Source organism: Klebsiella sp. 141240, from assembly GCF_050600805.1.
Lineage (GTDB): Bacteria > Pseudomonadota > Gammaproteobacteria > Enterobacterales > Enterobacteriaceae > Klebsiella > Klebsiella aerogenes.
Map to the genome: position 1 here is coordinate 1 of NZ_JAQIRK010000002.1, position 12623 is coordinate 12623.

General features: G+C 47.7%; 10 protein-coding genes, 1 tRNA gene and 2 pseudogenes. 5 read left to right on the top strand and 8 right to left on the bottom strand.

What is annotated here, in order from left to right; translation table 11 throughout:
- The 4 genes and pseudogenes from PGQ95_RS02995 to PGQ95_RS03010 form a co-directional block, all read left to right on the top strand.
- Positions 1–350: DUF3304 domain-containing protein (locus PGQ95_RS02995; RefSeq protein WP_430916931.1), on the top strand; the 350-nt coding region annotated here is incomplete at its 5' end.
- Between the two features lie 104 nt (positions 351–454).
- Positions 455–970: a DUF3304 domain-containing protein gene (locus PGQ95_RS03000; protein ID WP_430916933.1), complete on the top strand. Its 516-nt coding sequence runs from the start codon at positions 455–457 to the stop codon at positions 968–970.
- Positions 958–1533 carry a hypothetical protein gene (locus PGQ95_RS03005; protein ID WP_430916935.1) on the top strand — a complete coding sequence of 192 codons (576 nt, stop codon included), beginning with the start codon at positions 958–960 and terminating at the stop codon, positions 1531–1533. The genes PGQ95_RS03000 and PGQ95_RS03005 overlap by 13 nt, the downstream gene beginning before the upstream one ends.
- A gap of 67 nt (positions 1534–1600) precedes the next feature.
- Positions 1601–1947: pseudogene (locus PGQ95_RS03010) on the top strand (phage polarity suppression protein).
- A gap of 271 nt (positions 1948–2218) precedes the next feature.
- Here PGQ95_RS03010 and PGQ95_RS03015 read toward each other — a convergent pair.
- The 6 genes and pseudogenes from PGQ95_RS03015 to proB all read right to left on the bottom strand — a co-directional run bounded on the left by PGQ95_RS03015 (position 2219) and on the right by proB (position 9558).
- On the bottom strand, positions 2219–4750 hold the full coding sequence (locus tag PGQ95_RS03015; protein ID WP_430916937.1) for a DEAD/DEAH box helicase: 2532 nt from the start codon (positions 4748–4750) through the stop codon (positions 2219–2221).
- A gap of 2 nt (positions 4751–4752) precedes the next feature.
- Positions 4753–5679, bottom strand: coding sequence for a HamA C-terminal domain-containing protein (locus PGQ95_RS03020; RefSeq protein ID WP_395226773.1), 927 nt, complete (start codon positions 5677–5679; stop codon positions 4753–4755).
- Positions 5663–6849 (bottom strand): annotated as a pseudogene (locus PGQ95_RS03025) (tyrosine-type recombinase/integrase). Before PGQ95_RS03025 ends, PGQ95_RS03020 begins: the two are co-directional and overlap by 17 nt.
- A gap of 151 nt (positions 6850–7000) precedes the next feature.
- Positions 7001–7076 (bottom strand) — tRNA-Thr (locus PGQ95_RS03030).
- 114 nt (positions 7077–7190) lie between these two features.
- A complete protein-coding gene (gene proA / locus PGQ95_RS03035; protein ID WP_087859184.1) occupies positions 7191–8444 on the bottom strand; it encodes a glutamate-5-semialdehyde dehydrogenase in 1254 nt (417 codons plus the stop codon).
- A 10-nt stretch (positions 8445–8454) separates the two neighbouring features.
- Positions 8455–9558 (bottom strand): glutamate 5-kinase, encoded by a 1104-nt coding sequence (gene proB, locus PGQ95_RS03040; protein ID WP_015368077.1) that lies wholly within the window; start codon positions 9556–9558, stop codon positions 8455–8457.
- A 289-nt stretch (positions 9559–9847) separates the two neighbouring features.
- On the opposite strand from proB, the gene phoE reads away from it, so the two are divergent.
- On the top strand, positions 9848–10900 hold the full coding sequence (gene phoE, locus PGQ95_RS03045) for a phosphoporin PhoE (protein ID WP_015368078.1): 1053 nt from the start codon (positions 9848–9850) through the stop codon (positions 10898–10900).
- A 64-nt stretch (positions 10901–10964) separates the two neighbouring features.
- Here the strand turns inward: phoE and PGQ95_RS03050 are convergent, their stop codons facing one another.
- Positions 10965–11531: a C40 family peptidase gene (locus tag PGQ95_RS03050; RefSeq protein WP_430916940.1), complete on the bottom strand. Its 567-nt coding sequence runs from the start codon at positions 11529–11531 to the stop codon at positions 10965–10967.
- Positions 11532–11757: 226 nt separating this feature from the next.
- On the bottom strand, positions 11758–12555 hold the full coding sequence (locus PGQ95_RS03055) for an AraC family transcriptional regulator (RefSeq protein WP_430916942.1): 798 nt from the start codon (positions 12553–12555) through the stop codon (positions 11758–11760).
- Positions 12556–12623 lie beyond the last annotated feature (68 nt).

The following is a 12623-nucleotide window of genomic DNA, read 5'->3' on the forward strand; positions in this document are numbered from 1 at the left end:
ATGCGACGCTAAATGGAAATGTGTGCTGCGTTATGATCCCGGACCAGTGGCGACCTGGGATGACTGCACATATTGAGTGGGAGGTTGATCCTAACGCGGATGAAAAAATTCCAAGACTGAAAATGGGGGTTGGTTTTGAACCAATGGCCTTAGCTCAGCACGAGGCCAAATACCAGCACTTCAGCGCTGACGTTCCCATTCCGCAATATAAAGAGAGTGCGGGTATTAACGTCCATTTTCTCCCCTGTCATCAGGTGAAAATTTATGCGGGTATCGCTGGCTATGGGGCAGATGTGTATTCCATTAAAGAGCCGATGAATATGCAGGAGCCCGCAACATGTCAGAAATAAAAGTGTCTGGCAGGGCTATTAGCCAACGAGTGAAATGATGTGTGCCAGATAACCGCAGGGCACAAGTTATACCATTCACCAGGCAAAAAGCGCAGGGAGGAAGAGTGAGCAGAATAAAATGGATTATCCGGGGCATTGCTTTATTTGTGTCAGTGTTGTTATCGGGATGTTCGCCTTTACAGGCTGATGAAAGTGATACCACCGCTATTACGGTAGGCGCTTATAATCATGTGGCGGGTCAGAGAATAAATTGGTTTGCAGTCAATGGATACCGGGTTCCCGGATTAGGTGGTGGGTATTGCTGCGTGACCCTTCCTGATCAATGGCGGCCAGAAATGGTTGCGCGTATTGAATGGGAGGTAGATCCTAATTCTTATGCGCGTTTACCACCTCTGGGAACTGACGCTTACAATAAAGCTTATATTCAGCATAAAGCAAATTATCTACATTACAGCGTTGATGTTGAAATTCCTCAGTACAATCATCTTGGTGAGTTTTCTGTTCATATTCTTCCTTGCCAGAAGGTTGAGATTTATACAGGTGTTGAGGGGCCAAATTCTCCTTCATATCCCATTAAAGAGCCGATGAATATGCAGGAACCCGCAACATGTCAGAAATAAAAGCGTCTGCCTGGGTTCCTCCGTCATTCCCTTTGAATGGGCGTTTACCTGGGGCGCAAAAAGACGTACTGGATAATTATCTAAAGCAGCGTAGAGAAGAAGATGAATACCTTAATGCCTTCAATGAGCAAACAGGACGGCGAAATGGGGCTGGCTTTACTTGTGCAAGAAGTCTGCATATCAGCTTCTTTTTTGATGGTACGGGGAATAACGAGAATAACGATACCAAACGTGCAAACCCGATTCATCCAACCAATATTGCAAAGCTGTTTCACGCTGCATATCCACCCGGTGCTGAAAGTGATGGTTATTTCTCTTATTACATGCCCGGAGTAGGGACCGCTTTCCCGGAGATAGGTGAAATGGACTACAGCGACGCCGGGTTAAAATATGCCACGGGCGGAGAAAACCGTATTAACTGGGCGTTACTTATGCTGGCAGATGCCTTAATGTTCTCGCTCTCGAAAAAAGAGAAGCGCATTACAGCCCTTGAAGCAAAAGGGAAGCTGTCTGGAATGGCCGCCCGCTGGCCTTTAAGCGGCGATACTGTAGTGGTTTACTGAATTTGGCCACCTGAAAAAATGGGCGGTGAACCAGTCTGCCGGTCAGTATATCCGGTCGCATGAGGCCGTGCAGCGTGTCAGCATGCGCCGCCAGCTCCATGCCTTTATGCAGGTCAGTGGCGACGCGCTGGTCGCAGCACTGGCACCGGAATTAATGCCCTCAGAGAGCAACCAGAAATCGCCAGAGAACGGGCTCTCGACCGGGCGGCCGCCAGCGTTCGCGAAGCACTATCGGTTCATCTGGCCAGCGGAAGCGATATTCATTATGCAGAGGATGACCGGGATATACTGACGACTATCGGGTTCCGGCCTGACAGAGCGTCCAGAGAAGACAACCGGGCAAAATATACACCTGAACAGAGTCAGATTTTCATGTGCCGACAGGCCGCGCAGACCCGCAAAAAATCCGCATAAAAAGCCCCGAAAATCCCCGTCTTTTTTAAGAAAAATAGCCATGCATGCCTACGCTGCATGGCTTTGCATGCAAAACCCTGAATTTTCCACACCCCGCCGCACCAGCACTGGCGCGGCCTGAAGCCCTTCATGCACCTGCATTAAAAGCGTCCCAGAAGCGGGCAGGCGTGGCGGGGAGAGCATTGCGCGCTGGTAACGATTAAATAACGTCAAAATTAACTGCTACCATCCGTAATTATATCTTTTGCGCCGACATGACCACGATGATAAATTATACTCCAAGCACATCTTTAAGCTCTCTTAGCCTAAACTCTGGAGTATTTTTAGAGTTCATATTTTTTGTTAATAAAAAATCAATTAGACCTTCAGGGGAAGATTCACGAGGGAAATTAAACTTATTTTTTAAGAACAAAGCGGTACTTCGTGAGAGGCCTAACGACATCAGACTCAATTCAGTAGGGTTGCAAGATCCAAACTCGAGATAGGCACTAATATTTTCCACTTTGTCAGCCTTATCTTTTTGTCCTTTTGCAACCAAAACGTAAATAAGAATCTCTCTATATATTTTCAAATAACGAACCAAGTTATACCTTACTTGATTCTCAAGTGTATTAAGTACATCCCTAATAAGGGAGGATGTTTTCTTTCTTATTTTATCAACAGTTCCCCCACGATTAATAAGCTCTGATAAGTCGTGCGAATTTCTAATTTTATAATTAATCATGGATTTAAGAGAGTGAGATGTCATCCATTGGTGAGCCATAACACTTATTAATTTGGCATACTGGGGTGTTATTGACCAAGAGAAAATGTCAATAATTACTTCGATGGCACGATCCATTCTCGCCTTACCTCCTTTTTGGTAAGGACTGTGTAGAATGTAATCATCTAAATCATCCTGCTGGTTAAAGAAATCATAAAGTCGCTGAATATAATCAGGTCGGGTTCCTGAATTTAGTTTCAACAACTCTTCAGGAATGTTTATTTTCATTCGGCGGACTTTATCATAATTATACTCCAACATTTCGTTGGATTCAGTCCCTTCCAATTCATAAAAATAGGGAAGCTGGAACCCATCCCTTTGAACTTCATGATAAAAACGAGCAAATGCTACATCTGCCAGTTCCTTGTCATCAGTTGGTGAAAACACATTATCAATAGCATTTGAAATAATACTCCCACCATCTTCCATTACTTTTGACATGGCAGATGATATTGTTTGAAGATTTTCGCCTTCAAATGATTTATTGTCCCACATATTACTTCTTACACACCATACATTTCCCTGAAACTCGTATCTCAAGCGACCAGCTCTACCTGCAAGGTTCAAAAAATCAGCCCTAGACATAGGTTCATCGCCACTATGAGGATTCTCTAAAATAAGATGCTTAGCTGGTAAATTAACACCTTGCAACAGGGTGCTCGTACACACAATAAATTTAATATCGCCTCGTTTGAAGAAGTATTCAATCCCGTTTCTTATTATAGATGGCATATTTCCATAATGGAAAGCTACTCCAGAACGGAGGCATGTTATTAATGTATATTGCTCATGCATTTCCTCTTCAATCGAAGATATAAATTCTTTGAAGTCGTTCTCCAGGGTTAACTCACCGAAATGCTCAGCTATATTTATAGCTACACCTTCTGCATTGGATGGCGTATCTTCAAATACAATCACAGCCCCACCGGTGCGAGAAATAAACTCAGCGAGTTTTGCTTTCTGAACTTTACGATTGTCGCGCAAAACGAAATCTAGTTCATAAACTCCAAGGTCAATAGGGTTTCCGTCTGCATTCAATTTTACATTAATAGCTTTTGTATTATTTCTTACCTGATTTATAAGCAGAACATTTTGAGTAACAGGCGATATAGTTTCAATAAAAGCCTTGCCATCTTTGCGCCATCTAAATATAGAGAAAAAATACTCCGGATTGCTTATTAAAGGGCTAGAGAACATAACCTGCATGTAAGGATGTTTTTCAAGAGCTAATTCAATAGCGTTTTGCAGTACTATTCCCCTTTTCCCTTTTTGAATTTCATGTGCTTCATCTATAAGCAATGTATCTATATGAAAATGGCTATTTCCATAAGAACCCGAGAGTAAACTGACAAGCCTTTCTTGTGTTAGCACATATATCAAACCTTGTTCTATACTATTGGTCTCTATTATTTCAGGCGCTGTCCTTATAATAACCTTACTAAGACCTGCTTGCTTACATTCATGCCGAAACTTATTTGACACTTCACTAATTAAAGCTCTAGTTGGTACTACATAAACAATACACTCTTTTTCATAAGCTTTTATTTTATCAATCACAGCTAGTGAAAGAACAAAAGATTTTCCCGCCGATGTTGGTGCAGATACACTAAGATAATTATTATTCGTTAGCGATTTAAGCAATCTACACTGAAAATTTGTTAAAGTTATATCATTATATGTATTCTCTGTCTCGCGTCCTATACGTTCTAAAGAAAGTGATAAATTTAGTGCTGGTGACTCACCTTTATTATACTTATCTCTTAATAGCCCCCTCCCCGGGAAATTACCGATCCTAGATAGAATAAGGTCACAAGCTGAAATAACATTTTCATTATACGAGTTGTTAACCTCTAAAATCCGGCTAACAATGTCGTATGCTTTTTTGATATCAGACTCTCTCTCTGATAAAGACAATATAGAACTGTATGATAAAAGTTGATAAATATCACCTATGGTAATGCTTAGATCATTTATTATCCCAAATATATTATTAACACTGACCTTAACAAGCTTGGAGTATAATTCATCAATTTTTAACATAATCAATCCAGTGCCTTATTAAACTCATTTCTGAAATCAATCACTGAAGGGAATGGGATAAAGAAGACATCAAACCTCAAATGCTTTCGGTCAAATTTATTAAACTTCTCATCTAATAATTCAATCCATTGCGGCATTGTATTAGTTAACTCGGCAAGGAATTGTTCATTGATAGGGATAGACGAGCTATAGTCAAACTTATCGAATCCATTCCAGTCAAAACCAATTAAACATGCATGATTCACACGAACATCGGAACCTGGCTCACCAGAAACAAAAAGGTTTTTAACAGCATCTCTGACTTCATCTTTTGCATACTTATAATGCTTAGTCGCCATACAAAATTCATGTTTATACATTTCATTTGTATGAAAATCATCAATACTTTTTAGTGCGGAGTCCATTGCAGATGATATTTTCTGATAAAGCTTTGACTCTCCAAAGTAGAAATCAACAATTTTATCTTTTTCATTCCATTTTATATGTATTCCGTCGGATCCTTTTACTTCATCATTAGAATTAGTTTTGAGCTCCATTTTTGCTACTAACTGAGGAGCACCAATTATAGCCTCCATAAGAAAGAATAATAAAGTTTCTCCTGCTTCACCTGTTTTATCAGGTGAATCATCTGTAATCTTAGGATGTCTAAATAGCGAACGAGCCTGTTTAGCCAGAGCAAGCCATTGTTGCGAAGACAGTGGCTCAACTCTATCTTGCATTGAAAAACAATAATCGATTATATATTCATAAAGTTTTTCAGCTAGAGCCTTTACCATCGGTCGTCCATTACCATCAAATTTTAAATGATGAAACCTGACCTGAGCACAGAGCGATTTTATACAAAAAGAATGCTCAACAACATCGATGCAAGCATCAAAATCCTTCTTTTTTACAGACACATATTTATTTACCTCATTTATGATCGTCATGAGAATTCCATAATAATAAATCGGCAAAATGCTGCATCATAGTAGTTCTCTCGTCACGATAAACCGCATGATTATAGGTCCCTCGGATGCTATTTTTATCTACATGAGCTAACTGTAACTCTATCCAACGGGAATCAAACCCATGTTCGTATAAGATAGTTGACATCATATGCCTGAAACTGTGTCCAGTAACCCTCCCCTTGTAGCCTATTCGATTGATAACTTGATTGACACTCGCCTCACTCATAGGCTTACTCGGATCATTCCGTCCCGGAAAAACATAACGATAGTTCCCTGTCATTATCTTGAGTTCATTGAGTAAATCTAACGCTTGAGTCGACAAAGGTACAAGGTGTGACCTGCGCATTTTCATCCTTTCAGCAGGAATTTCCCAAATAGCGTTATCCAGATCAAATTCTTGCCATAATGCCGCGCGTAATTCGATGGTTCTCACGCCCGTAATCATCAGTAATTTCGCTGCTATCTGGACAAGCTTACTCCCGGTGTAACTCTCTAAGGCACGCAGAAATTCGAGTATCTCATCAGCTTTTAGGAACGGGAAATGATTGGATTGGTGTACTTCGAGAGCGCTGGAAAGATCTGCCGCAGGATTGTACTCCGCTCTACCCGTTGCAATTGCGTAGCGAAACACTTCAGAGCAACGCTGACGCACTTTCTGCATTTTCTCCAACGCACCACGCTTCTCAATTTTACGCAGTACGTTCAGCAGCTCTAACGGTTTAATCTCTCCCACAGGCCTTGTCCAACATAAGGAAAAATGTCGTTCTTAAACGCTTCCATGATGTCTGATGCATATCCTGCCGACCATTTAGCAGATTTAAGTTGATGCCACTCTCTGGCTATCTTTTCGAAGGCGTTATCTGACTCTGCTTGCAGAGCCAGCTTTTGCTCTTTTCGAACCACACTAGGGTTCTTTCCTTCTGCCACAAGTTTTCGAGCTTCATCACGATGGGAACGCGCATCAGCAAGGGTGATCGTTGGGTAAACGCCAAGCGAGATCATCTTGGGTTTACCGGCATAGCGATAGCGGAACCGCCAGCTCTTGCTTCCATTAGGTTCTATAAGCAATGACAAGCCTTGCCCATCCCCAAGCGTATAGGGTTTATCTTCAGGCTTAGCGCGGCGAATCTGCATATCGTTTAAAGGCATGTGTATAGGAATCCAAGGCCGAACAGGAACATATACACATTCTGTATCGGATTCTACTGGATGGTCACGGACAACGATGGACTAAAAATCGGTAAAATCGTTATAAATCAGGTTATTTATGGATGAATACGGACGTTTTGGGAAGTTGAAATGGTGCCGATAATAGGAGTCGAACCTACGACCTTCGCATTACGAATGCGCTGCTCTACCAACTGAGCTATATCGGCCCTGAAAGGACGCGTTCACCTGCGTGAAGCACGGGGTAGAAGGTTAAAACTAAGTGGGTGATGCGTCAATGCCCTTTCGAATCAAACGGCTACTTTTGCATCACCCGCTTAGCGTTAAGCACGAATGGTATCGTCGCCGAAACCAATCCACTTATAGGTAGTCAGCGCTTCCAGGCCCATCGGCCCGCGGGCGTGCAGCTTCTGGGTGCTGACCGCCACCTCCGCGCCGAGGCCGAACTGGCCGCCGTCGGTGAAGCGGGTAGAAGCGTTAACGTATACCGCCGACGAATCCACTTCATTAATAAAGCGATTCGCATGGCGCAGGGTACGCGTCAGAATAGCATCTGAATGCTGGGTACCGTGCGCGCGAATATGGGCAATCGCATCATCGAGATCGGCGACAACTTTCACGTTCAGATCCAGCGACAAATACTCGTCGTCGTACTGCTCCGCTTTCACCGGCTCCACTTTTGCCGGACCGTTCTGCAGAAGGGGCAGGGCGGCCGGGTCGGCATGCAGCGTCACGCCGCTCTCCGCCATCTGTTTGCTCAGCGCAGGCAGGAAGGTATCGGCGATATTACGGTGCACCAGCAGCGTCTCGGCGGTGTTGCAGGTGCTCGGGCGCTGGGTCTTGGCGTTAACGATGATCTTCAACGCCGGTACGATCTCTGCCGAATCGTCGACGAAAATATGACACACGCCGATACCGCCGGTGATCACCGGGATCGTGGATTGCTCGCGGCACAGCTTATGCAGGCCTGCGCCGCCGCGCGGGATCAGCATATCGATGTATTTATCCATCTTCAGCATTTCGCCGACCAGCGCGCGATCCGGGCTCTCGATTGCCTGCACCGCGGCAGCCGGCAGGCCGCACTCCTGCAGCGCCTGTTGAATCACTTTCACCGTCGCGGCGTTGGTACGCCAGGTCTCTTTACCGCCGCGCAGAATAGCCGCGTTGCCGGTCTTCAGGCACAGAGAGGCGACATCGACGGTTACGTTCGGCCGCGCTTCATAAATCACGCCGATCACTCCCAGCGGTACGCGGCGACGTTCGATACGCAGGCCGCTATCCAGCAGACCGCCGTCAATCACCTGGCCGACCGGATCCGCCAGGCTACACACCTGACGCACGTCATCGGCAATGCCGCGCAGGCGCGCCGGCGTCAGCGCCAGGCGATCGAGCATCGCGTCGCTCAGGCCATTGGCGCGGGCGTCGCTGAGGTCTTCGGCGTTGGCGCGCAGGATGTCTTCGGTCTGCGCTTCCAGATAATCAGCAATCTTGTTCAGAACCTGATTTTTCTCGCGGCTGGAAAGCAGCGCGAGTTGGTAAGAGGCTGCTTTGGCCGCAATGCCCATTTGTTCCAGCATTTTCAGCTCCTTAACGGGTAATCATATCGTCGCGATGGACGGCCACCGGGCCGTATTCATAGCCGAGGATGGCATCGATTTGCTGCGAGTGCTGCCCGGCGATCAGGCGTAGGGCGTCGCTGTTATAGCGGCTTACGCCGTGAGCGATATCGCGGCCTTCGCTACTGCGGATTCGGATAACTTCGCCGCGGGAGAAATTCCCGCTGACGGTTTTGATGCCTTTTGGCAGCAATGAGCTTCCTCTTTCCAGAATAGCCTGGGTCGCCCCGGCATCGACGGTGATTTCACCGGCCGGCGGCGCGCCGAAGATCCAGCGTTTGCGGTTCTCCAGCGGTGATTCCTGAGCGTGGAAACAGGTGCCCACCGGCAGGCCTTCCATCGCGTGGCCGATAACGTCCGGGCGGTTGCCGGCGGCGATTATGGTATCGATGCCCGCGCGACAGGCGACGTCCGCGGCCTGAAGTTTGGTGCCCATGCCGCCGGTGCCGAGGCCGGAAACGCTATCGCCTGCAATGGCGCGCAGCGCGTCATCGATGCCGTAGACATCTTTAATAAGCTCGGCCTGCGGATTGCTACGCGGGTCGGCGGTAAAGAGTCCCGGCTGATCGGTCAACAGCAGCAGTTTATCGGCGCCGGCGAGAATGGCCGCCAGGGCGGAAAGATTATCGTTGTCGCCGACTTTGATTTCAGCGGTGGCGACGGCGTCATTCTCATTAATGACCGGCACAATATTGTTATCCAGCAGCGCGCGCAGGGTATCGCGGGCGTTGAGGAACCGCTCGCGATCTTCCATATCGGCACGGGTCAGCAGCATCTGGCCGACATGAATGCCGTAAATAGAGAAAAGCTGTTCCCACAGTTGGATAAGACGGCTTTGGCCGACTGCCGCCAACAGCTGTTTTGAGGCAATGGTGGCGGGCAGTTCAGGGTAGCCGAGGTGTTCACGTCCGGCGGCGATGGCCCCGGAAGTTACAATCACAATGCGGTGCCCCATGGCATGCAGCTGCGCGCACTGGCGCACTAACTCAACGATATGGGCGCGGTTCAGGCGGCGGGATCCGCCCGTTAAAACACTGGTGCCCAGTTTTACCACCAGCGTCTGGCTATCACTCATGATTTTCTGCCGTTCAAAAGGAATATCGAGATCGAGCTGATGTTGTAACAGGAGTCAGGCCGCTTGCCAACTGCTGGCGTATTGGTCAAGCCATTTTATTGCGCGGATCGGGCATTCTGCGCAGGCAAGATGACATATTTATGACGGAAATATTTAAACATTCTTTTTTATAAAAAGTTCCATTTCGTCATAAATATTTAACACTACAGCGTTAAAAAACCTCCAGTTTTTGACGGGGCCTTCGCCCGGAATTGATAAGCGCGTGTAAATAAATCACCAGGACCACATAATGAAAAAGCGTTCACTGGCATTAATGATGATGGGTTTTGTTGCTTCTTCGGCTTCACAGGCAGCGGAAGTATACAATAAAGACGGCAATAAACTGGACGTGTACGGCAAAGTGAAAGCCATGCACTACTTCAGCGATTATGACAGCAAGGATGGCGACCAGACCTACGTTCGCTTCGGTATCAAAGGCGAAACGCAGATCAACGATCAACTGACCGGTTATGGCCGCTGGGAATCCGAATTCTCCGGCAATAAAACCGAAAGCGATTCCTCGCAGAAAACCCGTCTGGCGTTTGCCGGCGTGAAGTTAAAAGAGTTTGGATCATTTGACTATGGTCGTAACCTCGGCGCGCTGTACGACGTTGAAGCCTGGACCGATATGTTCCCGGAGTTCGGCGGCGACTCTTCCGCGCAGACCGATAACTTCATGACCAAACGCGCCAGCGGCCTGGCGACCTACCGCAACACCGATTTCTTCGGCCTGGTCGATGGTCTGAATATGACCCTGCAATACCAGGGGAAAAACGAAGGCCGCGAAGCGAAAAAACAGAATGGCGACGGGTTCGGCACCTCTTTAAGCTATGATTTCGGCGGCAGTGATTTCGCCGTCAGCGCGGCTTATACCAGCTCTGACCGTACCAACGATCAGAACCTGCTGGCGCGCGGCCAGGGTTCCAAAGCGGAAGCCTGGGCTACCGGCCTGAAGTACGACGCCAACAATATCTACCTGGCGACAATGTACTCTGAGACCCGCAAAATGACCCCGATCAGCGGTGGTTTTGCGAATAAAGCGCAGAACTTTGAAGCGGTCGCCCAGTATCAGTTCGATTTCGGTCTGCGTCCGTCTCTGGGCTATGTACTGTCGAAAGGCAAGGATATTGAAGGTGTCGGCAGCGAAGACCTGGTCAACTATATTGACGTCGGCCTGACCTACTACTTCAACAAAAACATGAACGCCTTTGTGGATTACAAAATTAACCAGCTGAAGAGCGATAATAAGCTCGGTATTAACGATGATGACATCGTCGCGCTGGGGATGACCTATCAGTTCTGATAAAACTGAGCGCAAGAAAAATAAAAACCGCGGCCCTGAGCGCCGCGGTTTTTATTTGTCAGGATTAGCGGTTTTTCGCCAGATGCAGATTGTCGTTATTCATGGTGATCTGCGCGTTATATTCCTTCGGCAAGCGCCGCGCCTGATAAAATACGCGGTTCCAGTACGGATTATCCAGCGACGAACGCATGACGCCCTGGCTTGCGGAGGCGTGCAGGAAATTGTGGTCGGTATCGTAGAAACCGACGTGCATGCCGCCGTGAATGCGGAAGAAGACTAAATCGCCAGGTCGCAGCTGCTGCTTGCTAACCCGCACGCCCATATGCAGAAGATCGCCGGTGGTCACGCGGTCCATTGGCAGATTGAAGCGGTCCTTCAGCGTACGCCAGACAAAGCCGGAACAGTCGACGCCGCTCTGGTCGGTGCCGCCCCATTCATAAGGGGTGCCGTCCCAGGTGTGCATCTGATCGTGCAGGGCGGCCAGCACCGGTATCAGATCGTCGGAGCCGCTGTCGATCGGCTCATAATGATGCTGCGTCACCGCCTTGGGCGGTTTTTTTGGGGAAGATGAACATCCTGCCAAAATCAATAAAGGAACAAGTAATAAAGCGTGGCTGAGTTTGGGCTTCATGTCGTTATTTTCATGTTAGGGATCGACCGTCGCCATTTATAGCGTATTCAGGGAAACGCCAGAATGATGAAACGCAAAATTTACGAAAACTTACGTACTGCAGGCATAAATTCGCCGGTACCGTAATAAGCACATTTTTCAGATAGTAAACGCGGTGATTTTATTTATTAATAAATGTTTACTATCTAAATCAAAATATAACAGGCCAGAATCAGGATGTTCTTATTTATCTGGCGTGAGAGACAGGCGTGCCTCCTTTAAGATGGCGGATAAAAGAGGCTGGCGCATAGCCCATCGCTTTGCGGAACATGGCGGTAAACGCCGCCGGATGCTCATAGCCAAGGCTTAATGCCACGTCGGTAATGCTACGGCCTTCTCGCAGGGCGGTGAGAGCGTACATCAGGCAGGCTTTATGACGCCAGTCGCGAAATGCCATTCCGGTCTCCTGCAAAAAGCGGCGGTTGAAGGTGCGCAGGCTTTGACTCATCTTTTTGGCCCACAGCTCCGGTGTACTGTGAATCTCCGGCTGGCGGAGAAACGCGCTGCATAGTTCAGCCAGCCGCGGATGTTGCGGCAGCGGCGTAAACATCGGCAGCGGCGGGGCGCCCTGCAGTTCAAACAGCAATAGGGCGATAAGCGCCGCATCATGTCCGCTCTCTTCATACAACAGCGGCAACTGGCAGGCGGCCAATAGCAGTTGATGTAGCAGCGGCGAAACCTGCAATACTTCGCAGCGCACGCCGGCGCGCGGCGCGTCCTGCGGTTCGATATACAGACTATGGGTGCTCACGCCTGGCATCCAGACGCGATGCGGTTTATTAGCGGGTATCCATACGCCGCTGAACGGCGGCACCAGCCACTGGCCGTCATCGGTTTCGACTTTCATTAAGCCATTCACGGCATAGAGAAACTGCGCTCGCCGATGATGATGGCGCGGTAAAAGGGTGTCAGGCGGATAATCGCTACCCAGGCCCAATACCCGGCGCGGCAGATGATCGACATCATTAATCGCGATATTACGCATGCGTACACTCCTGGCTGAAAATCGTAATACATTGGCCTTTAATCGTAAGTCAGCCATTCCGCTATTCT